This window comes from Nonomuraea sp. NPDC003707 (assembly GCF_053587055.1).
The window spans coordinates 100,106-121,391 of record NZ_JBSFNK010000036.1 but is presented as its reverse complement, the minus strand read 5'-3'; the positions used below and the strand labels follow the sequence as shown (position 1 = coordinate 121,391).

19 protein-coding genes are annotated in these 21,286 nt (G+C 70.1%); 11 read left to right on the top strand and 8 right to left on the bottom strand.

Features of this window, described 5'->3' with window-relative positions:
- Positions 1-95 precede the first annotated feature (95 nt).
- The 3 genes from ACWDRB_RS53890 (at position 96) to ACWDRB_RS53880 (ending at position 3,177) form a co-directional block, all read left to right on the top strand.
- Positions 96-1,901, top strand: a complete 1,806-nt coding sequence (locus ACWDRB_RS53890) for an acyl-CoA dehydrogenase (protein ID WP_449908295.1) — start codon at positions 96-98, stop codon at positions 1,899-1,901.
- 41 nt (positions 1,902-1,942) lie between these two features.
- On the top strand, positions 1,943-2,881 hold the full coding sequence (locus ACWDRB_RS53885; protein ID WP_449908293.1) for an MBL fold metallo-hydrolase: 939 nt from the start codon (positions 1,943-1,945) through the stop codon (positions 2,879-2,881).
- 71 nt (positions 2,882-2,952) lie between these two features.
- The gene (locus ACWDRB_RS53880; RefSeq protein ID WP_192788390.1) at positions 2,953-3,177 is read left to right on the top strand and encodes a hypothetical protein; all 225 of its coding nucleotides are present in this window, start codon (positions 2,953-2,955) and stop codon (positions 3,175-3,177) included.
- Here ACWDRB_RS53880 and ACWDRB_RS53875 read toward each other — a convergent pair.
- The 4 genes from ACWDRB_RS53875 to pdhA form a co-directional block, all read right to left on the bottom strand.
- Entirely contained in the window at positions 3,174-3,467 is a 294-nt protein-coding gene (locus ACWDRB_RS53875) for a Dabb family protein (protein ID WP_363983999.1), read from the bottom strand. The genes ACWDRB_RS53880 and ACWDRB_RS53875 overlap by 4 nt on opposite strands.
- Positions 3,468-3,586: 119 nt before the next feature.
- On the bottom strand, positions 3,587-4,981 hold the full coding sequence (locus ACWDRB_RS53870) for a dihydrolipoamide acetyltransferase family protein (RefSeq protein WP_449908290.1): 1,395 nt from the start codon (positions 4,979-4,981) through the stop codon (positions 3,587-3,589).
- A gap of 11 nt (positions 4,982-4,992) precedes the next feature.
- Entirely contained in the window at positions 4,993-5,973 is a 981-nt protein-coding gene (locus ACWDRB_RS53865; RefSeq protein WP_355207764.1) for an alpha-ketoacid dehydrogenase subunit beta, read from the bottom strand.
- Positions 5,970-7,061, bottom strand: coding sequence for a pyruvate dehydrogenase (acetyl-transferring) E1 component subunit alpha (gene pdhA / locus ACWDRB_RS53860; protein WP_350737361.1), 1,092 nt, complete (start codon positions 7,059-7,061; stop codon positions 5,970-5,972). Before pdhA ends, ACWDRB_RS53865 begins: the two co-directional genes overlap by 4 nt.
- A 233-nt stretch (positions 7,062-7,294) precedes the next feature.
- Between pdhA and purS the strand changes: the two genes are divergently transcribed.
- The 4 genes from purS (at position 7,295) to purL (ending at position 11,214) form a co-directional block, all read left to right on the top strand.
- Entirely contained in the window at positions 7,295-7,540 is a 246-nt protein-coding gene (gene purS / locus ACWDRB_RS53855) for a phosphoribosylformylglycinamidine synthase subunit PurS (RefSeq protein ID WP_350737364.1), read from the top strand.
- 219 nt (positions 7,541-7,759) lie between these two features.
- Positions 7,760-8,146: an ATP-binding protein gene (locus ACWDRB_RS53850; RefSeq protein WP_350737367.1), complete on the top strand. Its 387-nt coding sequence runs from the start codon at positions 7,760-7,762 to the stop codon at positions 8,144-8,146.
- Positions 8,147-8,284: 138 nt separating this feature from the next.
- Positions 8,285-8,968, top strand: a complete 684-nt coding sequence (gene purQ, locus ACWDRB_RS53845; protein ID WP_355207756.1) for a phosphoribosylformylglycinamidine synthase subunit PurQ — start codon at positions 8,285-8,287, stop codon at positions 8,966-8,968.
- Positions 8,965-11,214, top strand: a complete 2,250-nt coding sequence (gene purL, locus ACWDRB_RS53840) for a phosphoribosylformylglycinamidine synthase subunit PurL (protein ID WP_449908288.1) — start codon at positions 8,965-8,967, stop codon at positions 11,212-11,214. Before purQ ends, purL begins: the two co-directional genes overlap by 4 nt.
- 52 nt (positions 11,215-11,266) lie before the next feature.
- Here the strand turns inward: purL and ACWDRB_RS53835 are convergent, their stop codons facing one another.
- Positions 11,267-12,178 (bottom strand): hypothetical protein, encoded by a 912-nt coding sequence (locus tag ACWDRB_RS53835; protein WP_449908286.1) that lies wholly within the window; start codon positions 12,176-12,178, stop codon positions 11,267-11,269.
- Positions 12,179-12,372: 194 nt separating this feature from the next.
- Here ACWDRB_RS53835 and ACWDRB_RS53830 point away from each other — a divergent pair, with 194 nt between their 5' ends.
- The 3 genes from ACWDRB_RS53830 to ACWDRB_RS53820 are packed head-to-tail and all read left to right on the top strand — an operon-like array spanning position 12,373 to position 16,600.
- Positions 12,373-14,385, top strand: a complete 2,013-nt coding sequence (locus tag ACWDRB_RS53830) for an adenylate/guanylate cyclase domain-containing protein (protein ID WP_449908284.1) — start codon at positions 12,373-12,375, stop codon at positions 14,383-14,385.
- A 33-nt stretch (positions 14,386-14,418) separates the two neighbouring features.
- On the top strand, positions 14,419-15,081 hold the full coding sequence (locus ACWDRB_RS53825; protein ID WP_449908282.1) for a Crp/Fnr family transcriptional regulator: 663 nt from the start codon (positions 14,419-14,421) through the stop codon (positions 15,079-15,081).
- Between the two features lie 49 nt (positions 15,082-15,130).
- Positions 15,131-16,600: an MFS transporter gene (locus ACWDRB_RS53820; RefSeq protein WP_355207748.1), complete on the top strand. Its 1,470-nt coding sequence runs from the start codon at positions 15,131-15,133 to the stop codon at positions 16,598-16,600.
- On the opposite strand, the gene ACWDRB_RS53815 is transcribed toward ACWDRB_RS53820, so the two are convergent.
- Together ACWDRB_RS53815 and ACWDRB_RS53810 are read right to left on the bottom strand one after the other, a co-directional pair.
- A complete protein-coding gene (locus tag ACWDRB_RS53815) occupies positions 16,561-17,307 on the bottom strand; it encodes a methylenetetrahydrofolate reductase (protein WP_449908280.1) in 747 nt (248 codons plus the stop codon). The genes ACWDRB_RS53820 and ACWDRB_RS53815 overlap by 40 nt on opposite strands.
- Before the next feature lie 10 nt (positions 17,308-17,317).
- Entirely contained in the window at positions 17,318-17,956 is a 639-nt protein-coding gene (locus tag ACWDRB_RS53810) for a TetR/AcrR family transcriptional regulator (protein WP_449908319.1), read from the bottom strand.
- A gap of 67 nt (positions 17,957-18,023) precedes the next feature.
- On the opposite strand from ACWDRB_RS53810, the gene ACWDRB_RS53805 reads away from it, so the two are divergent.
- Positions 18,024-19,442: a DHA2 family efflux MFS transporter permease subunit gene (locus tag ACWDRB_RS53805; protein ID WP_449908278.1), complete on the top strand. Its 1,419-nt coding sequence runs from the start codon at positions 18,024-18,026 to the stop codon at positions 19,440-19,442.
- On the opposite strand, the gene ACWDRB_RS53800 is transcribed toward ACWDRB_RS53805, so the two are convergent.
- On the bottom strand, positions 19,409-21,283 hold the full coding sequence (locus tag ACWDRB_RS53800; RefSeq protein WP_449908276.1) for an ABC transporter ATP-binding protein: 1,875 nt from the start codon (positions 21,281-21,283) through the stop codon (positions 19,409-19,411). The two genes, ACWDRB_RS53805 and ACWDRB_RS53800, sit on opposite strands and share 34 nt — an antisense overlap.
- Positions 21,284-21,286: the final 3 nt, after the last annotated feature.

The window sequence follows — 21,286 nt, the reverse complement described above, 5'->3', positions numbered from 1 at the left end:
GCATGCCACGCATACCTGGGGTTACCCGCGGGTAGCATTGCAGAGTAAGGTTACTCGCCAGTACGAATACCCCTCGGTTCAAGGAGATCGACCCCATGGGCCACTACAAGAGCAACGTGCGAGACCTGGAATTCAACCTCTTCGAGGTGTTCGGGCGACGTGAGATCCTCGGCACAGGGCCCTTTGCGGACGTGGACGAGGAGGTCGCCCGGGGCATCCTTGACGAGGTCAACAGGCTGGCCTCCGGCGTCCTGGCCGACTCCTTCGAGGAGGGCGACAGGAACCCGCCGGTGTTCGACGCGGCGACCAGCTCCGTGAAGGTGCCCGAGGGCTTCAAGAAGTCCTACAAGGCGCTGGTGGACGGCGGCTGGGCCAACCTCGACCTGCCCCCCGAGCTGGGCGGTCCCGGCATCCCGAGGAGCCTGGCCTGGGCCACGGCCGAGATGGTGCTTGGCGCGAACCCGGCGCTGTACATGTACGCCGCGGGCCCCAACTTCGCCTACACGCTGTGGAAGGTCGGCACGCCGGAGCAGAAGCGCTTCGCCGAGCTGGCCATCGAGCGCGAGTGGGGCGCCACGATGGTCCTCACCGAGCCGGACGCCGGCTCCGACGTGGGCGCCGGGCGTGCCAAGGCGGTGCGCCAGGAGGACGGCAGCTGGCACATCGAGGGCGTCAAGCGCTTCATCACCAGCGCCGAGCACGACATGACCGAGAACATCTTCCACCTCGTGCTGGCCCGCCCCGAGGGCCACGGCCCGGGCACCAAGGGGCTGTCGATGTTCCTGGTGCCGAAGTTCCACGTGAATCTCGAGACCGGCGAGCTGGGCGAGCGCAACGGCGTCTACGTCACCAACGTCGAGAAGAAGATGGGACTCAAGGTCTCCACGACGTGCGAGCTGACGTTCGGCGACAAGCACCCGGCCGTCGGCTGGCTGGTGGGCGACGTGCACGAGGGCATCAGGCAGATGTTCATGGTCATCGAGCACGCCCGCATGATGGTCGGCACCAAGGCCATCGCCACGCTCTCCACCGGCTACCTGAACGCGCTGGAGTACGCCAAGTCGCGCCTGCAGGGCGCGGACCTGACCCGGATGGCCGACAAGGCCGCCCCGCGGGTCTCCGTCGCCCACCACCCCGACGTGCGGCGCGAGCTCATGCTGCAGAAGTCGTACGCCGAGGGCATGCGGGCCCTGGTGCTCTACACGGCCACGTTCCAGGACACCCTCCTGGTCGACCCCGACGACCGGCACGCCAGTGAGATGAACGATCTGCTGCTGCCCATCGTCAAGGGCGTCGGCTCCGAGCGGTCGTACGAGCTGCTCTCCCGCTCGCTGCAGACCCTCGGCGGCTCGGGCTACCTGCAGGACTACCCGATCGAGCAGTACATCCGGGACGCCAAGATCGACTCCCTCTACGAGGGCACGACCGCGATCCAGGGCCTGGACCTGTTCTTCCGGAAGATCCTGCGCAACCAGGGCGCGGCGGTCGGGTCGCTGCTGGCCGAGATCGGCGAGTTCGCCGGCTCGGAGGCGGGCAACGGCCGGCTCAAGGAGGAGCGCAAGCTCCTCGCGGAGGCCGCCGCCGAGGTCAAGGCCATGGGCGACACCATGGCGGGCTGGGCGCTGGGCTCGCTGGAGGCGCCGGCCGAGGTGTACAAGGTCGGGCTGAACACCACCCGGCTCCTGCTCGCGCTGGGCGACCTGGTGATCGGCTGGCTGCTGCTGCGGCAGGCCGAGGTGGCGCTGGCCAGGCTGGCCGACGGCGAGGACCCGTTCTACCTGGGCAAGGTGGCCGCGGCCTCGTTCTTCGCCAAGACGGTCCTGCCGCGGCTGGCGACGGAGCGCCGGATCGTGGACTCCACCGGGCAGGAGCTCATGGAGCTCCCCGAGGAGGCCTTCTAAACCGTAGGGGCGGGGGTGCTTCGAGGGAGTACGGTCGCGGCATGAGCTCGACTTCGCACGATCATCCCCTTCCTCCGCCCCGGGTCGAAGAGGTGTCCGAGGGCGTCTTCGCCTACATCCAGCCCGACGGGAGCTGGTGGATCAACAACACCGGCTTCCTGGCCGGCCGGCGCGGCGTGATCTGCGTCGACGCCTGCTCGACCGAGCGCCGTACGCGGGCCTTCCGCGAGGCCATCGGCACGGTCACCGACCGACCGATCACCACGCTGGTCAACACCCACCACCACGGCGACCACACGTTCGGCAACTGGCTCTTCCCCGAGGCCACGATCGTCGGGCACGAGGGCGTGCGGGAGCAGATCCTGGCCGACGGCGTCCCCACCTACCGCGCCGCGTGGTCGCCCGAGGTGGAGTGGGGCGAGATGGAGGTGGCGCCGCCGTTCCTCACCTTCACCGACCGGATCGCCCTGCACTCCGACGACCTGCGGTGCGAGGTGAGGCACGTGGGCCACGCCGCGCACACGACGAACGACTCGTACGTGTGGATTCCCGAGCGGCGGCTGCTGTTCTCGGGCGACCTCGTCTTCAACGGCGGCACGCCGTTCGTCCTGATGGGCTCGGTCGCCGGGGCGCTGGACGCGCTCGACCAGCTCAGGGCGCTGGGGGCGGAGACCGTCGTGCCGGGCCACGGCGGGGTGTGCGGGCCGGAGGCGTACGACCGGGTCGAGGGTTACCTGCGGTTCGTGCAGGAGACCGCGGCGCGGGGCCGGGCGGCGGGCCTGTCACCGCTGGAGGCGGCCAGGGAGGCCGACCTGGGCGAGTGGGGCGGGCTGCTGGACTCCGAGCGCATCGTGGGCAACCTGCACCGCGCCTATGCCGAGCTCGACGGGCAGCCGCTGGGCGCGCCGATCGACCTGGCCACCGCCGTGTTCGACATGATCACCTACAACGGCGGCAAGCCTTTGTCCTGCCTCGCCTGAGATGTTACGGGTGTGATCTTCTGTACCCGGGTATGACCGTGGCTGTACTCGCCGTTTGCCTGGAGGTCGTCATGGGTGTCGGGGTAAGCATCTTCTTCCTCACGCTTGGCGCCATCCTGAGATTCGCGATCGAGCCCGACGTGTTCGGCAAGGCCGTCCACATGGACGTCGTCGGGCTCATCTTCATGATCGTCGGTGGCGTGGGAGTGGTGCTGAGCGTCGTGCTGGCCCCCAGGAGAGGCCGCACTTCCGAGGGCCGGCTGATGCACCGCGAGAACAACCCGCCGGAGATCTAGAGGCTGAGCTGCACCGCGGCCCGAGAGGCCAGGATCGGCCTGATGTGCTCCACGATCACCGCCTGATGCTGCGGGTGGTCGCGGTAGACCAGGTAGTCGTCGACGTCGTCGAAGTCGGCCACCACCGCGTAGTCGTGGTTGCCCTGGTTGATGCCCGCGTCCGGGCCCACGGTGTACGAGCGGAGCTGCGGGATGATGCCGGGCAGCTTGCCCAGCTCGGTGGTCACCGTCTCCTTCTGCTCGTCGGTCGCGGCCTCGGTCCAGGTGAACAACACGATGTGGCGAATCATGCGATCAGGTGTATCAGATCGCGACGGCGTGACTCTGTACGGGATGGGTGCGGGTGTCCCCGGCCTACGGCGATCGCCGGGGGAGGGGTCCTCCCGGCGGTCGCCGTAGGCTTTCCCGGCTAGCTCCAGGCCAGCATGTGCAGCGGGTCCTCCAGCATGTCGCCGACGTCGCGCAGGAACATCGAGCCCAGCTCGCCGTCCACGATGCGGTGGTCGAACGACAGGGCCAGGGTGGTCACCTTGCGCACCGCCAGCTCGCCGTCCACCACCCACGGCATGTCCCTGATCTGGCCGACGGCGAGGATGGCGGCCTCGCCGGGGTTCAGGATCGGGGTGCCGGCGTCGACGCCGAAGACGCCGACGTTGGTGATGGTGAAGGTGCCGCCGGCCATCTCGGCCGGCTGGGTGCGGCCCGCCCTGGCGGTCTCCGTGAGCTCGGCCAGCCGCCCGGCCAGCTCGGGGAGCGACAGGGTGTGGGCGTCCTTGACGTTGGGCACCACGAGGCCGCGGGGGGTGGCGGCGGCTATCCCCAGGTTCACGTAGCGCTTGAGCACGATCTCCTGCGCCGCCTCGTCCCACGACGAGTTGATCATCGGGTGGCGTTTGACGGCGGTGAGGACCGCCTTGGCCACCAGCAGCAGCGGGGACACCTTGACGTCCGCGAAGTCCCGGAAGGTGCGCAGGCGCTGCACCGTCTCCATGGTGTTCGTCACGTCGAGCTGGAGGAACTCGGTGACGTGCGGAGCGGTGAAGGCGCTGGCGACCATGGCCTGGGCGGTCATCTTGCGCACGCCCTTGACGGGGATGCGCTCCTCCGGCCGCTCGGCCGCCGCCACCTCGGCGACCGGGGCCGCCCAGGCCTCCGCCGCGGCGTGGACGTCCTCGCGGGTGATCGAGCCCTCGGGGCCGGTGCCGGCGAGGGTGGACAGGTCGACGCCGAGATCCCTGGCCAGTTTCCGTACGGGTGGCTTGGCGAGGACGCCGACCCGGCCGGCCGGCGGCGCGACAGGGGCAGGAGCAGGGGCAGGGCCGCCGTCCACCTCCACGCGGGAGGGGTTGGCCACCGGCTTCGCCGGGATGCCGGAAACCTGGGGCTTGCGGGGGCGGCGCTTGGTGGCGCCGGTCTTGACGCCGTAGCCGACCAGGACCGCCTGGCGCTCCTCCTTGGGCGCCGGGCTGCCGTGGGCCCCGGGCTCGACGGCGCCCTCCGCCGGAGGCGTGGGCACCATGTCCTCGGCCAGGGCCTTGGCCTCCTCCGAGACGGGAGCGGCGCCTTCGGAGGTCTCGACGGCGATGATGGGGGCGCCGACGTCGACCGTCTGGCCCGCCTCGGCCAGCAGGTCCGCGACCACCCCGTCCCAGGGGATCGGGAGCTCGACGATCGACTTGGCCGTCTCGATCTCCACGACGATCTGGTTGACCTTGACCGTGTCACCCGCCTCGACGTGCCAGCGGACGACCTCGGCCTCCGTCAGCCCTTCGCCGACGTCGGGGAGCTTGAACTCGCGTCGCATGAGAACCCCCCTCAGTACCCGAAGGCCCGGTCGACGGCGTCGAGCACCCGGTCCAGATCGGGCAGGTAGTGCTCCTCCAGCTTCGACGGCGGGTAGGGGGTGGAGAAGCCGCCGACCCTGAGCACCGGCGACTCCAGGTGGTAGAAGCACTGCTCCGTGATCCTGGCCGCCAGCTCGGCCCCGAAACCGCTGTTGACGGGGGCCTCGTGGACGACCACCACCCGCCCGGTACGGCGCGCGGAGTCCATCACGGCCGGCTCGTCCAGCGGGTTGAGCGAGCGCAGGTCGATCACCTCCAGCGAACGGCCGTCCTCCTCGGCGGCCGTGGCGGCCTCCAGGCACGTCTTGACCATGGGGCCGTAGGCCAGCAGCGTGACGTCGGACCCGGGCCGCACGACCCGGGCCGCGTGCAGCGGCGGCCACCAGTCGGTGGAGCCGGTGTCGATGTCGGCCTTCTCCCAGTAGCGCCGCTTGGGCTCGAAGAAGATCACCGGATCGTCGCTGCGGATGGCCTGCTGGATCATGGTGTACGCGTCGGCCGGGTTGGAGCAGGACACGACGCGCAGGCCGGCCGTGTGGGTGAAGTACGCCTCGGGCGACTCGCTGTGGTGCTCGACCGCGCCGATGCCGCCGCCGCACGGGATGCGTACGACGACCGGGAGCTTGATCGCGCCGAGCGAGCGCATCGGCATCTTGGCGAGCTGCGTGATGATCTGGTCGGCGGCCGGGAAGACGAACCCGTCGAACTGGATCTCGCACACCGGCCGGTAGCCCCGCAGCGCCAGCCCGATCGCGGTGCCGATGATGCCCGACTCCGCCAGCGGCGTGTCGATGACGCGGTCCTCGCCGAAGTCCTTCTGCAGGCCGTCGGTGACCCGGAAGACGCCGCCCAGCTTGCCGACGTCCTCACCCATGATGAGGACCTTGGAGTCGTCCTCCATGGCCTTGCGCATGCCCTCGTTGAGCGCCTTGGACAAGCTCATCACGGTCATTTGGCGAACCCCTCCAAGTAAGCGGCGTACTGGGCGCGCTCCTGGTCCATCAGGGCGTGGGGCTCGCGGTAGACGTGGTCGAAGATGTCGAGCGGCTGGGGGTCGGGCATGGCCAGGCAGCGCCTGCGCAGGTCGGCCCCGAGCTGGTCGGCCTCGGCGTCGACGGAGTCGAAGAACGACGGGTCGGCGTGCTCGTTCTTGAACAGGTACGACCTGACCCGCTCGATCGGGTCCTTGAGCTTCCACGCCTCCAGCTCGCTGGCCACGCGGTAGCGCGTCGGGTCGTCGGTGGTGGTGTGGGCGCCCATCCGGTACGTGAACGCCTCGATGAGCGTCGGCCCCTGACCGGTGCGGGCAGCCTCCAGCGCCTTCCTGGTCACGGCCAGGCAGGCGAACACGTCGTTGCCGTCCACCCTGATCCCCGGGAAGCCGAAGCCGGAGGCGCGCCGGTAGAGGGGGATGCGGGTCTGCTTCTCCAGGGGCTCGGAGATGGCCCACTGGTTGTTCTGGCAGAAGAACACGATCGGCGCGTTGAACACGCTGGCCCAGATGAACGACTCGTTCACGTCGCCCTGCGAGGTGGCGCCGTCGCCGAAGTAGACGATCGTGGCGGCGCTGGCGTCGTCGCGCTGGATGCCCATCGCGTAGCCGACCGCGTGGAGGGTCTGGCTGCCGATCACGATCGTGTACAGGTGGAAGTTGTGTTCCTTGGGGTCCCAGCCGCCGTGGTTCACGCCTCTGAACAGGCCCAGCAGCTTCACCGGGTCGACGTCGCGGCACCACGCCACGCCGTGCTCGCGGTAGGTGGGAAAGGCCATGTCGGAGTCGGTCAATGCGCGGCCCGAGCCGATCTGGGCCGCCTCCTGGCCCAGCAGCGAGGCCCAGATGCCCAGCTCGCCCTGGCGTTGCAGCGCCACGGCCTCCAGGTCGATGCGCCGTACGAGGACCAGGTCGCGGTAGAGCGACCGGACCTCCTCATCGGTCAGGTCGATGTCGTAGTCGGGGTGCTCAACCCGCTCGCCCTCGGGGGTGAGCAACTGGACGAGCTCCGGAGGTGCGTCAGCACCACGAGAGGCGTCGGCTGTCACGTGCCACTCCTGTGCGGTCGTCAGGGCAGGTCTTCGATGGGGTTGCCACCTTTGAGGCCCGCCTTCCAAGCGATGAACCATCTGGTGGTGGTTCGTACGCGTTTGGGGACATCGTGGCAGACGTCACAGCCCTGCGCGCAAGCCCCATGCCCTCCCCGTTCCCGTTGTGTCGACAGCCACACGCGCCGGTAGGCTGTGCTTCCCAGTCACCCGCCGCATCCAGGAGGAACGCAGTGGCCCGCGTCATCGTGGACGTCATGTTGAAGCCCGAGATCCTCGACCCGCAGGGCCAGGCGATCGCCAGGGCACTGCCCAGGCTCGGCTTCTCCGGCGTCTCGGCCGTGCGCCAGGGCAAGCGCTTCGAGGTCGAGCTCGACGGCCCGGCCGACGAGGCGGCGCTGGAGGAGATCCGCAAGATGGCCGAGACCCTGCTCGCCAACACGGTGATCGAGGACTACAGCGTCCGGGTTGAGGATTAGGGGAGATTTGCCGCCCGGATTCCCCCCTGGCCGGTTAAAGCGGGGTTCGGAGGCGGCACAATGCCACGGGCGTGCCAACACTAAATAACAACAACGTGATTTTGCGGTTAGCCCCGTTTTCACAGGGAAACCTACTCCAGGTGACGGTCTGGCGCCCGGAGGAGTCCGGTGGATATTGAGTTCTCGTTGGCACTGCCTCGGGATGCGATCGGCATTCCGATGGTCAGGCGAGTGCTGGGCGATGCCATGCGTTCACTCAACGTGAGTGAGACGTGCATCGCGGACATGCTCCTCGCCGTCTCCGAGGCGTGCTCCAACGCGGTGCGGCACGGAGGTCCTGCCAACCGCTACGAAGTGAGCGCGGCGATCGGCTACGGCCGCTGCGACGTGCGCATCGCGGACAACGGCGACGGGCTGCCGACGATGCCGCCGCACTTCCCTCCACCCGACACGGAGAACGGCCGTGGTCTGCTGATCATGCGCTCCGTGGTGGACGAGATCTCCTTCGGCATCACACCCGGCCGTGGCACCACGGTCCACCTGCGCAAGCACCTCGCCTGGGACGACTCGGCCGACGCCCGTCCCCGCGAGCTGGCGGCAGTCTGACCTGCGCCTCCGCCCGACGCACGAGCCGATGTGGACCACCCGGCAGCACCCGATAATCTGAAGACACCGCCGCAGACCGCCGTCCACCCGAAGAGACGGTGGCGCGTGCGCGCGCATTCCTCGGAGGGGACGACTGTCATGAGCGCTGCCCGTGTGGGCGTAGTCACGTTTCCAGGAACTCTCGACGACCAGGACGCCGCCAGGGCCGTACGCCTCGTGGGCGCGGAGGCGGTGCCGCTGTGGCACGCCGACCACGACCTGAAGGGGGTCGACGCCGTCTTCCTGCCCGGCGGCTTCTCCTACGGCGACTACCTGCGCTGCGGCGCCATCTCCCGGTTCGCGCCGCTGATGGACGAGCTCGTCCCGGCCGCCAGGGCGGGGCTGCCCGTGATTGGCACCTGCAACGGGTTCCAGATCCTCTGCGAGGCCCATCTGCTGCCCGGCGCGCTGACCCGCAACGCCTCGCTCCACTACGTCTGCCGTGACCAGCGGGTCCGGATCGAGCAGACGGCCACCCCCTGGACCAGCTCCTTCGAGCCCGGCCAGGAGATCGTGCTGCCCGTCAAGCACGGCGAAGGCCGCTACGTGGCCTCCGAGGACACCCTGGCCGCGCTGGAGTCGGGCGGCCACGTGGTCGTGCGCTACGTCGGCGGCAACCCCAACGGCTCGCTCAACGACATCGCGGGCATCCGTAACGAGGCGGGCAACGTGGTCGGCCTCATGCCGCACCCCGAGCACGCGGTCGAGGACCTGGTCGGCGCGCCCAGCACCGACGGCCTCGGGTTCTTCACCTCCGTCCTCAAGAAGCTGGTGAACGCATGACCGATAACGTGAAGCGGGCGGCGGAGACGCCCGACGAGCCGATGCCCTTCGCCGAGCTGGGGATGAAGCAGGACGAGTACGACCGAGTCAAGGACATCCTGGGTCGCCGTCCCACCGGCTCCGAGCTGGCCATCTACAGCGTCATGTGGTCCGAGCACTGCTCGTACAAGTCGTCCAAGGTGCATCTCAAGCAGTTCGCCACCAAGGCGCCCAAGTCCGACGCGCTGCTCGTGGGCATGGGTGAGAACGCCGGCGTGGTGGAGATCGGCGACGGCTGGGCGGCCACGTTCAAGATCGAGTCGCACAACCACCCGTCCTACGTCGAGCCGCACCAGGGCGCGGCCACCGGCGTCGGCGGGATCGTCCGCGACATCATGTCGATGGGCGCGCGCCCGATCGCGGTGATGGACGCGCTGCGCTTCGGCGGCGCGGACGCCGTGGACACCCGCCGGGTCCTGCCCGGCGTGGTCGAGGGCATCAGCCACTACGGAAACTGCCTGGGCCTGCCCAACATCGGCGGCGAGGTCGTCTTCGACCCCTGCTACATCGGCAACCCGCTGGTCAACGCCCTGTGCGTGGGCCTGCTCCGCAAGGACCAGATCAAGCTGGCCACCGCGCCCGGCCCGGGCAACAAGGTCGTGCTGTTCGGCGCGTCCACCGGCCCCGACGGCATCGGCGGCGCCTCCGTGCTCGCGTCGGCGACCTTCGAGGACGAGTCGCACGCCAAGCGGCCCGCCGTGCAGGTGGGCGACCCGTTCATGGAGAAGCTGCTCATCGAGTGCTGCCTGGAGCTGTACGCGGCCGACGTGGTCGTCGGCATCCAGGACCTCGGCGCGGCCGGGGTGTCGTGCGCGACGACCGAGCTGGCCGCCAAGGGCACCGGTGGCATGCACGTCGACCTCAACCTCGTCCCGCTCCGCGACCCCTCGCTCAGGCCCGAGGAGATCCTCATGAGCGAGTCGCAGGAGCGGATGATGGCCGTGGTCCGGCCCGATGACATCGCGGCGTTCATGGCGATCTGCGACAAGTGGGATGTCCCCGCCACCGTCATCGGCGAGGTCACCGACACCGGCCGCCTGGTCATGACCTGGGACGGCGAGGTCATCGTGGACATCCCGCCGGGCACGGCGGCCGACGACGGGCCCGTCTACGAGCGCCCGTACCACGAGCCGTCCGGGCAGGCCACGCTCAACGCCGACACGCCCGACCGGCTGGAGCGGCCCGCGGACCTGCGGGCCACGCTGTTCCAGCTCCTCGGCTCGCCCAACCTGGCCTCCAAGGAGTGGGTGACCTCCCAGTACGACCGCTATGTCCGCTCCAACACCGTGCTGGCCCAGCCGGCGGACGCGGGGATGCTGCGGATCTCGGAGGTCATCGCCGGCGCGGAGCCGACGACCAGGGGCATCGCGCTGTCCACCGACGGCAACGGCCGCTACGCCAAGCTCGACCCGTACGCGGGGGCGCAGCTGGCGCTGGCCGAGGCGTACCGGAACGTGGCCGTGACCGGCGCCAAGCCGCTGGCCGTGACCAACTGCCTCAACTTCGGATCGCCCGAGGACCCCGAGGTCATGTGGCAGTTCGCCGAGGCCGTGCGCGGCCTGGCCGACGCGTGCCGCACCCTGGGCGTGCCGGTGACCGGCGGGAACGTCTCCTTCTACAACCAGACGGGCTCGACGGCCATCCACCCCACGCCGGTCGTGGGCGTGCTGGGCGTCATCGAGGACGTGGCCAAGCGGGTGCCGTCCGGGTTCACCGCCGAAGGGCTGAAGGTCGTGCTGCTCGGCGACACGCACGAGGAGTTCGGCGGCTCGGAGTGGGCGCACGTCGCGCACCGCCACCTGGGCGGGCTGCCGCCCCGGGCCGACCTGCACGCCGAGCAGGCGCTGGCGACCGTGCTGGTGGAGGCCGCCAAGAGGGGGCTGCTGGAGGGCTCGCACGACCTGTCGGACGGCGGGCTGGCCGTCGCGCTGGCGGAGTCGTGCCTGGCGCGGGGCGTCGGGGCCTCGGTGGCGCTGAGCGGGGACGCCTTCACCGACCTGTTCAGCGAGTCCGCCGCGCGGGCGCTGGTCGCGGTGCGGCCGGAGGCCTACGAGGAGTTCGCGTCGCTGTGCGGGCGGCACGAGGTGCCCTGCTACGGGCTCGGCACGACCGGAGGCGCTTCGCTGGTGGTCGAGGGCGTGTTCGAGGTGCCGGTCGAGGAGCTGCGGGAGACGCACTCGGCGGCGCTGCCCGCGCTGTTCGGCTGACGGTCTTCCGGAGGGCCGGTACGGGGTGCCCGTACCGGCCCTTCTTCGCGTGTCAGGCCTTCTTCTGGCCCAGGCAGACGACGTAGACGGTGCCGCTGACGTTGGTGCCGTGGTTGCCGCTGCTGGTCGTGGTCTTCTGGTCCGCGGTGTCGGTGGCGGAGGAGTAGGTGTTGTAGCCGTTGTCGTCCTTGGCCACGCTCACCGTCCATCCGCTGCCGCTGCTGCTGGGCGCACTGCTCATGACGATGGCGTTCTTGAGGGCGCTGAACGAGAAGCCGCCGCCGGTCGCCATGCCGCCCTTCTCGCAGCTGGCCGTCGCGGAGCCGGTCGAGTTCAGGGACGCGGTCCTGGTGTAGGTGGTGTAGCTCGCGCCGTCGCCGGAGTCACCCTTCGGACCCTGCGGGCCCTGCGGACCCGCCGGACCCTGGGGGCCCTTCTCGCCCGGCTTGCCGGGGAGGCCGTCCTTGCCATCCTCGCCGTCGTGGCCATTCCTGCCAGGCAGACCGTTCTTGCCGTCCTTGCCAGGCAGACCGTCCCGACCGTTCTTGCCGTCCTTGCCAGGCAGACCGTCCTGGCCGTTCTTGCCGGGCAGACCGTCCTGGCCGTCCTTGCCAGGGAGGCCGTCCTTGCCGTCCTTGCCGGGCAGGCCGTTCTTGCCGTCCGCGCCCTTCGGCCCCTGGGGGCCGGCCGGGCCGGTCTCGCCCTTCGCGCCCTGCGCCCCCTGCTGGCCCTGCTGGATGGTCGTCTGGGAGGCGCCGCCGATCAGGATCCGCTCCTCCGTCTTCCGGCACTTCGTGGCGGGGTTGACGATGCGGGCGTACCGCGTCTTCTTGTGCACGCAGGCGTGCACCTCGCCGGCGGCCGACGATGCGGTGGCGACGCCACCGACAGTGAGGAGCGAGGCGGCCAGCGCCCCCACGGCGGCGAGGGTGAGCGTGCGCCCACCGCGAATCTTGTTAGCCACGGCTGTCCTTCCGGAACAAGTGATGCTCATGTTGTCCATGAGATTCACGTTTCAATCGTTCCAAGAGATGGCAAGAACTACATAACGTATCCATTACGAAACGGAGGGTTACTGACCAGATTGACAGGATTTGGAGACAGCGGTGAGTAAAACGACGCATTGGCCGCGTCGATCTCCGGGGGATAATCGGGTCTGTGTCAACCCCCTACCTGCCTCCGGCCACCCAGCCCGTACGCGGCGCGGTCTGGGGGATCCACCTGGTCCTGCCGCTGCTGGGGCTCTGGGTGCTGCTGGCCCAGCCCCAGTTCAACGTCATGTGGCACCACAACCTCAGCCACTTCTGGATGATCATCACGGTGGCCGGGATCAACGTGGTTCTCGGAGTGATGATCAGCGAGGCGTCGCGGCGCCGCCAGGATGCCCGGCTGTTCCTCGTGTCCATGGTCTTCCTGAGCAGTGCCGGCTTCTTCTTCATGCACGGCCTGGCCACACCGGACATCATCCTGCCGATCGGCTCGCTGGGCTTCGACGTGGGCCAGCAGGTGGGGCTCTCCGTCGCGGCGGCGTTCGCGTTCGCCTCGGCGCTGCCGCTGGGCGACGCGGCGGCCAGGAAGGTCCTGGACGCCCAGCACTTCATCCGCGCGGTGCTGTTCGGCTTCATGCTCATCTGGGGCGTCACGTCGCTGGTCCCGGGGCTGACGCGGCTCAGCGAGCCGCCGCCGGCCTCCCCGGTCGACTGGCTGGCCTGGGCGTCGATTCCCGGCGTCCTGCTGTACGGCGCGGCGAGCGTGATGATGTTCCTGCTGCACCGCAAGCGCCCGTCGGCCATGCTGATCAGCCTGATCACGGCGTACGCGCTGCTGGCCGAGGCCATGATCGCCGGGATGTCGCAGCTCAACTGGCATCTGTCCTGGTGGGAGTGGCACCTGCTGCTCACGCTGGCCTTCGTCTTCGTGGCCTACAGCGCCTACCTGCAGTTCAGGCGGGAGGGGTCGAGCGCGGGCCTGTTCGACTCGGTGACGCTGGCGGCGACCGTGCGGCGCATCCAGCAGGACTACGACAAGGCCCTTGAGGAGCTGGTCGAGCACGTACGGCGGGGCGAGCCGCTGGCCGCGGCCCGGCTGTCGGGCAAGTTCCGGCTGAACGAGAGCCAGGTCGCGGTGCTCGACCGGGCGGGCGAGGCGCTGGCCAACGAGCGCGAGCTGTCCGGGCGGCTGTCCGCCATGGTGGCCGTGAGCGCCCAGACCCGGGTGGGCCTGCCCGAGGACCAGCTCCTGGCCACGGCCCTGGACCGGGTGCGGCAGGCGTACGGCGACGTGAAGATCGGCCTGGTCGCGGAGGGCAGGACGGAGATCGGCTCGCGCGAGTACGAGTTCGCCGACAACGAGCCCATCAGGCGCGACAACCTGCTGGCCTTCCCCCTGACGGTCAAGGGCCACCTGGCGGGCGTGCTGGAGGTGCCCATCGGGCGCACCCAGCAGGACGAGGCGCTGGCCGCCACGCTGGCCGGGCAGCTGTCGATCTCGCTGGAGAACGCCCGCCTCTACCAGGAGCTCGACACGCTCTTCCGGCAGTACATGTCGCCCGACGTGGCCAACGCCCTGCTGGCCGACCCGGCGCAGGCCGCGCTGGGCGGCGAGCTGAAGGAGCTGACCGCGCTCTTCGCCGACCTCAAGGGCTTCACGACGTTCTCCGAGAAGGTCACGCCGGGCGAGATCGTCGAGATGCTCAACCGCTACCACACGGCCGCCGTCCCCTGCATCCTCAACAACGGCGGCACGATCGTGCAGTTCGTCGGCGACGCGCTGCTGGCCCTGTTCAACGCGCCCGCAGCCCAGGCGGGCCACGCGCGGGCCGCCTGCAAGGCCGCGCTGGAGATGCAGCGGGCCGCCGCCGAGGTGGCCGAGGAGATGGCGTGGAAGCGGGTGGACGACGTCCCGTGGCCGACGTTCAGGGTGGGCGTCAACACCGGTCCCGCGCTGGTCGGCAACATCGGCAGCCCGGAGCTGCGCGGCTTCAACGCGATGGGCGACTGCGTGAACGTGGCCGCCAGACTCGAGGGCATCGCCGAGCCGGGCACGGTCGTCATCGGCGAGACGACGCTCCGGCAACTGGGACGTGGCGCGTCGGTGAACCCTCTGGGCCCGCTCAACCTCAAGGGCAAGGAAGAGCTCGTCAATGCGTATGTTCTGACTGATTTGCAATAGAAGGGTGACTCCCGTACCGCCATAATCGGGCGCATGGAGCCAGAGTCCGGCGAGTTTCTGTCCATGCTCACCGAGGAGGAGGTCGCGGCCCTGCGCGCGGCCGGTCGCCCGCGACGCTGGGATCGCGGCACGACCGTGATCAACGAGGGTGACACGTCCGACTGGGTCCTCGTGCTGACGGAGGGCCGGGTCAAGTGCTCGTCGCACACGAGCGCCGGCACCGAGGTGGTGCTGGCCGTGCGCGGCCCCGGCGCGCTGCTCGGGGAGATGTCGGCCATCGACGGATCGCCCCGCTCGGCCACGGTGACCGCGCTGGAGCCGATCGCGGGCATCGTGGTGCGGGACTTCTCGTCGTTCCTGGAGTCCCACGGGCGCATCGCCGTGCTGCTCATGCAGCTCGTCACCGGCAGGCTGCGGGACGCGGACAGGAAGCGCATCGAGTACGGCGCGTTCGACACCACGGGCCGGGTCGCGACGCGCCTGCTGGAGCTCGCCGACCGCTACGGCGAGAAGACCAACAGCGGGGTACGCGTGGCGCTGCCCCTGTCGCAGGACGAGCTGGCCGGCTGGACGGGCGCCTCCCGCGAGGCGGTCAGCAAGGCGCTGCGCACGCTGCGCGACCGGGGGCTCATCGAGACCGGGCGGCGGCGCGTGGTCATCCACGACCTCGACGGCCTGCGCAGGAGGGCCCGCTAGATCCCGCCCGCCAGATCCGGTACGTACGCCGTACGTCATAGTGGAGGGCATGGTCGCGGTCATTCCTCACGACGCCAGCCGCTTACGCTACGCCTGGCAGGTCTGTGCGGTCACCAGCCTGGGGCTGGTCCTCATCGGCATCGCCGGCAGCACGCTCAACGTCGCGCTCCCGACGGTCGTGCGGCACTTCCACGCCAACGCCCTGGAGTCGGGGTGGATCCTCCTGGCGTTCCTGCTGGTGAACACCGCGAGCCTGGTCTTCTTCGGCCGGGTGGCGGACCTGCTGGGCAGGCGGGAGGTCTACCTGACGGGGTTCGCGATCTTCACGGTGGCCTCGCTGCTGGCCGGGCTGTCGCCGAGCGTGTGGTTCCTGATCGCGATGCGCGTGCTGCAGGCGATCGGGGCAGCGATGATCCTGGCGAACGGCACGGTGATCATCACGGACGCGTTCCCGCCGGACCGGCTGAGCCAGGGCATGGGCGTCTACATCGGCACGCTGTCGGTGGCGCAGCTGGCCGGGCCCACGCTGGGCGGGCTGATCGCGGAGACCGCGGGCTGGCAGTGGATCTTCTGGGTGAACGTGCCCGCCGGGCTGGCCGCGCTGACCGTGGGGGCGGTGATCCTGCGCAGGATGCCCAGGCGGCCGAAGGAGCCCGTGGACGCGCTGGGCAACGTGCTGGTGTTCGCGGCGCTGACGGCGGTGCTGCTGGCGCTGTCGGAGACCGGCTCGGCCGGGCTGACCAGCCCCGTGGTGCTGACGGGCGCGGCGGTCTTCCTGGTGCTGCTGCCGCTGATCGCGCTGGCCGAGCGGCGCTCCTCGAACCCGGTGCTGGACCTGCGGCTCTTCGGCGGGCGGCTGCTGGCCTACGCGAATCTGGCCTCGTTCTGCAACGCCCTGGCCCGCTCGGCGCTGATCCTGGTGGTGGCGCTGTACTTCCAGGCGGCCAGGGGGGTGGACGCGTTCACGGCGGGGCTGAGCGTGCTGCCGGTGCCCGTCGGGATCGGGCTGGCCTCGCCGATCGTGGGCCTGCTGGGGCGGCGGGTGTCGCCGTACGCGCTGTCCATCGGCGGGGCGGTGCTCAGCGCTCTCGGGCTCGGGACGCTGATGCTGACCGCCGATCCCGCCACGCCGTACTGGGTGATCGGGATCGGCCTGTTCGTGGCCGGCTGCGGCAGCGGAACGTTCCTGACCGGCAACACCACCCAGGTCATGCGGGCGCTGCCGACCGGCAGCCTGGGCGTGGTCAACGGGTTCCGCGTCATGATCATGAACGTCGGCATCGTGATCAGCGTCGGCCTGTCGCTCAGCGTCCTGACCGCCTCCGTGGGGCCCGGGCTGCGGGCCCAGGTGTACGCGGGCACGCTGTCCAGGCTGTCGCCGGTGGCGGTGGGACAGCTCATGGACGGCTTCCAGCGCGCGTACGCCGCGCTGTTCGCCGTGGCCCTCACGGGTGCGCTGCTCGCGGCCCTGGCGCGTCCTCAGAGGGCGGTGGCGAGCCTGGACTCCACGTCGCGGTAGCGGGAGACCGGGATGAGGTGGACGCCGTCGAAGGCGCCCGAGTCGCGCAGGGCGAGCACCTGCTCGCAGGCCGCCTCCACGCCGGCCATGCGGTCCGCGGCCACCTTCGCGATCAGGTCCTCCGGCAGGTCGATGTCGGGGATGGCGGCGGCCAGCATCCTGGCGTGGCGCTCGCTGGCCAGGACCATGACGCCCGCGTAGACCGGCACGTCCACCGGGTGGGTCTCGCGCCAGCGCAGCTGCGCCTCCAGCGAGAAGCCGACCTGCAGGAACAGGAAGTCGGCCGCGCGCTTCCACGCGGGCAGCGAGCGCATCGAGGCCGCCGCGCCCAGCCGCATGCCGGGCGAGAACTCCCGGGCCTCCTCGATCATCGAGCGCACGGTGAGGTCGCTGGTCCGGTTGCCGCTCGTGGGCTTGTCGCCGTAGACGAACAGGAACTGGTCCACCCCGTAGGCCGCCGCCGTGAGCAGGTCGCGGCGGAAGCCCAGCAGGTTGCGGTCGCGCGAGTTGAGGCAGGCGATCCCGCGCCCGCCCATGGCCTGGACCTCGTGCGCCACCGCCACGCTCGACACCGTCGCGCGCCCGATGTGGTTGTCGGGGATGAGGAACGAGTGGGCGATCTTGCTCATGGTGCCGATCTGGTGCCTGACGTGCTTCAGATCGGGCTTGGTGGGAGGTTCGATCTCGCAGATCAGCTCAAAAGGCATGATCGAGACTCTAACCTTTGGGCGCGAGCGCCTCTATGCCGCTGAGCACGAGATCGACGCCGAACGTGTCGTACAGCCCCTTCTCCGTCCCCTTGACCAGCGGTGAGGCCATCTCGACCAGGTGCGGGTACGTCTCCTCGGGCAGCGACCGCAGGCCGGCCAGCTTGGTCCTGACCGCGTCCGGGCTGACGGTCTTGACGTGCACGGGGGCGTCGGCGATGGCGATGGCGCTCTGCAGCAGATATTTGCTGATCAGGCAGCTCTCGTCGACGCCGAACCCGGCATTGCGGGCCAGGCCGAGCGCCTGGTCCCAGACGGCCAGGAAGTTCGGCACCTCGACAGGGTCGATCTGCTCGATCACGCTCTTGGCGCAGGGGTGCGCGCGCAGCGTCCTGATCAGCCCCTCGATCAGGTCGCGGAACTGCTCCTGCCACGGGCGTTCGTCGGCCTGCTTCGGCGCGAAGCCGCCGATCAGGTGGTCGGCCATGCCGACGAGCAGCTGGTCCTTGTTCTTGTAGTGCCAGTAGAGGGCCATCGGGGTCACGCCCAGGTCCGTGGCCAGGCGCCGGATCGTCACGGTGTCGAGCCCTTCGGCGTCACCGATCTCCAGCGCCCGCTCCGCGATCGCCTGGGCGGTCAGTTTTCCCATCACGGTTGACAACTATACGCCGTACAAGTTCAACTATACGACGTACAAGTACGGCGTATAGGAGGAGATGTCCGTGCGGTGGTGGGCGTTGGTCGCGGTGACCTTGGGCACATTCATGACTTACTTGGACAACAACGTCGGCAATGTCGCGTTGCCGACGATCCAGCGGGAGCTCGGGCTGACGATCTCGGGTCTCGAATGGATCGTGAGCTCGTACATCCTGGTCTTCGCCGGGCTGATGCTGGTCGGCGGCCGGCTGGCGGACGTGTTCGGGGCCCGCAGGGTGTTCCTCGGCGGGCTGGCCGTCTTCACGCTGGCCTCGCTGGCGGCCGGGCTGGCCACGTCCGGCGCGGCGCTGATCGCCGCACGGGCCGTGCAGGGGGTGGGGGCGGCGCTGCTCACGCCCACCGCGCTCACGCTGATCAGCCAGATCTTCCCCGACCCCGGCGAGCGCGGCAGGGCCGTGGGCATCTGGAGCGCCGCGGGGGCGCTCTCCATGGCGCTCGGGCCGATCACGGGCGGCTTCATCAGCCAGAACCTGCACTGGGGCTGGATCTACCTGATCAACGTGCCGATCGGCGTGGTGACGTTCGGCCTGGGGATGTGGGCGGTCAGGCCCGCGTTCACCCGCGTGCGGCACCGGATCGACCTGCCCGGGCTGGCCACCTCCGCCCTCGCCCTGTTCGCCCTGACATATGCGCTCATCGAGGGTGAGAGCGTGGGGTGGACCTCGCCGGAGATCCTGGCCGCGTTCGGAGTGTTCGCGGCGGCGGCCGTGGCGTTCGTGCTGGTCGAGGCGCGGGCCTCCGAGCCGATGATCGCGATCTCGCTCTTCAGGTCCAGGGTGTTCAGCGGCGGGCTGCTCACCAGCGGCATCTGGTCGTTCGGCGTGTTCGGGATCTACTTCTTCAGCGCCCTGTGGCTGCAGAACGTGCTCGGCTTCTCCCCCACCCAGGCTGGCGCGTCGTTCGTGCCGATGGCCCTGGTCATGGCCGTGATCGCGATCCTGTCGCAGCGGATCAGCGCGCGCATCGGCATCGGCCGCACGGTGGCGCTGGGGATGGCGCTCATGGGCACGGCGATCTACCTGCTCTCCGGCGTGGGCGCCGACGCCGACTACGCCGACGTGGCCCCCTGGTTCCTGCTGTACGGGCTGGGCGGCGGCATGCTCGTGCCCCTGACGGCCGCGATCCTCGGCGGCATGCCCCAGGGCAGGTCGGGCGTGGCCTCGGGCGTCCTGAACGTGTCACGCGAGGTGTTCGGGCTGCTCGGCATCACCGTGCTGGGGGCGATCCTGAGCGCCAGGCAGAGCGGCAGCGACCGGGCGCCGCTGCTCGCCTTCCTGGACGCGTACCAGTTCACGCTGGTCATCGCGGCCGTCGTGGTGCTGGCAGCGATCCCGGTCGCCCTCTATTCGCTGCGGGACCGCCGCGAGACCCGGCGCGACGAGCCTCAGGCCATGGCGACCGTCGGCTCGTCGAACTGAGTGCGGTAGAGCTCCTCGTAGCGGCCCTCGGCGGCGAGCAGGTCGGCGTGCGTGCCCCGCTCGACCACGAGCCCGTCCTCGATCACGAGGATGAGGTCGGCGGCGCGGATCGTGGAGAGCCGGTGGGCGATCACCACGGCGGTCCTGCCTTCGAGCGCCTCCCCGAGCGCCGCCTGCACGGCCGCCTCGGAGGTGGAGTCGAGCGCCGCCGTGGCCTCGTCCAGGATGACCACCCGGGGCCTGGCCAGCAGCAGCCGGGCGATCGTCAGCCGCTGGCGCTCGCCGCCCGACAGGCGGTAGCCACGCTCCCCCACGACCGTGTCGAGCCCGTCGGGCAGCGACTCGATCAGGGTGGCCAGCCTGGCCCTGGTGAGGGCGTCCCAGATGTCGTCCTCGCTCGCCTCGGGCCTGGCCAGCAGCAGGTTCGCCCTGATCGTTTCGTGGAAGAGGTGGCCGTCCTGGGTGACCATGCCGAGCGTGTCGCGCAGCGAGTCGGCGGTCAGGTCGCGCACGTCCACGCCGCCGAGCCGTACGGCGCCGGAGTCGACGTCGTACAGCCTGGGCAGGAGCTGGGCGATCGTGGACTTGCCCGCGCCGGACGAGCCGACCAGCGCCACCATCTGGCCGGGCTCGGCCCGGAACGAGACGCCGTGCAGCACCTCGACGCCGCCGCGCGAGTCGAGCGTGGCGACCTCCTCCAGCGAGGCGAGCGAGACCTTGTCGGCCGAGGGGTAGGCGAAGCGGACGTCGTCGAACTCGACGGAGACCGGGCCCTCCGGGACCTCGCGGGCGTCGGGCTTCTCCTTGATGAGCGGTTCGAGGTCGAGCACCTCGAAGACGCGCTCGAAGCTGACGACCGCGCTCATGACGTCCACGCGGGCGCTGGCGAGCGCGGTCAGGGGCGCGTACAGGCGGGTGAGCAGCATGGCCATCGACACGAGCGCGCCGGGCGCGAGCTGGTCGCGCAGGGCGTAGAAGCCGCCGAGGCCGTACACGAGCGCCAGGGCCAGGGCCGAGACCAGCGTCAGCGCGGTGACGAAGGCCGACTGGGTCATGGCGGAGCGCACGCCGATGTCGCGCACCCGCCTGGCCCGGTGGGCGAACTCGGCCGATTCGTGCGCGGGCCGGCCGAACAGCTTGACCAGCGTCGCGCCGGGCGCCGAGAAGCGCTCGGTCATCTGCGTGCCCATGGCCGCGTTGTGGTCGGCCGCCTCGCGCCGCAGCCTGGCGATCCGGGTGCCCATCCGGCGGGCGGGCAGCACGAAGATCGGGAGCAGCAGGAGCGCGAGCAGCGTGATCTGCCAGGAGATGCCGATCATGGCGATGAGCGTCAGCACGAGCGTCACGACGTTGCCCGCCACGCCGGACAGGGTGTCGGTGAACGCCCGCTGCGCCCCGATCACGTCGTTGTTCAGGCGGCTGACCAGCGCGCCGGTGCGCGTCCTCATGAAGAACGCGACGGGCATCTTCTGCACGTGGTCGAAGACGGCCGTACGCAGGTCGAGGATCAGGTCCTCGCCCAGGCCCGCCGACAACCACCGGTTGAGCAGCCCGAGCCCCGCCTCCGCGAGGGCCAGGCCCGCGATCGCGAGCGCCACCACCACGACCACGTCGAGCGGCTCACTGTTGAAGATGGCGTCCACCACCCGGCCCGCGAGCAGCGGGGACCCCACCGCCAAGCCCGCCATCACCACGCTGAGCACCAGGAACAGCGTCAGTTTCCGCCGGTGCGGGCGCGCGAACCCGCCGATACGCCGGAGCGTCGCCCTGGAGACAGGGCGACGCTCCTTCTGGTTGTTCATCGAATACAGCTGGTGCCAGGCGGTCATCTCCATGCTCATGGC

Bases quoted from the DNA above. Each gene is read 5' to 3' on its own strand.
- ACWDRB_RS53890 (WP_449908295.1), top strand. From the start codon at position 96: ATGGGCCACTACAAGAGCAACGTGCGAGACCTGGAATTCAACCTCTTC.
- ACWDRB_RS53885 (WP_449908293.1), top strand. From the start codon at position 1,943: ATGAGCTCGACTTCGCACGATCATCCCCTTCCTCCGCCCCGGGTCGAA.
- ACWDRB_RS53880 (WP_192788390.1), top strand. From the start codon at position 2,953: ATGGGTGTCGGGGTAAGCATCTTCTTCCTCACGCTTGGCGCCATCCTG.
- ACWDRB_RS53875 (WP_363983999.1), bottom strand. From the start codon at position 3,467: ATGATTCGCCACATCGTGTTGTTCACCTGGACCGAGGCCGCGACCGAC.
- ACWDRB_RS53870 (WP_449908290.1), bottom strand. From the start codon at position 4,981: ATGCGACGCGAGTTCAAGCTCCCCGACGTCGGCGAAGGGCTGACGGAG.
- ACWDRB_RS53865 (WP_355207764.1), bottom strand. From the start codon at position 5,973: ATGACCGTGATGAGCTTGTCCAAGGCGCTCAACGAGGGCATGCGCAAG.
- ACWDRB_RS53850 (WP_350737367.1), top strand. From the start codon at position 7,760: ATGGTCAGGCGAGTGCTGGGCGATGCCATGCGTTCACTCAACGTGAGT.
- purQ (WP_355207756.1), top strand. From the start codon at position 8,285: ATGAGCGCTGCCCGTGTGGGCGTAGTCACGTTTCCAGGAACTCTCGAC.
- purL (WP_449908288.1), top strand. From the start codon at position 8,965: ATGACCGATAACGTGAAGCGGGCGGCGGAGACGCCCGACGAGCCGATG.
- ACWDRB_RS53825 (WP_449908282.1), top strand. From the start codon at position 14,419: ATGGAGCCAGAGTCCGGCGAGTTTCTGTCCATGCTCACCGAGGAGGAG.
- ACWDRB_RS53820 (WP_355207748.1), top strand. From the start codon at position 15,131: ATGGTCGCGGTCATTCCTCACGACGCCAGCCGCTTACGCTACGCCTGG.
- ACWDRB_RS53815 (WP_449908280.1), bottom strand. From the start codon at position 17,307: ATGCCTTTTGAGCTGATCTGCGAGATCGAACCTCCCACCAAGCCCGAT.
- ACWDRB_RS53810 (WP_449908319.1), bottom strand. From the start codon at position 17,956: ATGGGAAAACTGACCGCCCAGGCGATCGCGGAGCGGGCGCTGGAGATC.
- ACWDRB_RS53805 (WP_449908278.1), top strand. From the start codon at position 18,024: ATGTCCGTGCGGTGGTGGGCGTTGGTCGCGGTGACCTTGGGCACATTC.
- ACWDRB_RS53800 (WP_449908276.1), bottom strand. From the start codon at position 21,283: ATGAGCATGGAGATGACCGCCTGGCACCAGCTGTATTCGATGAACAAC.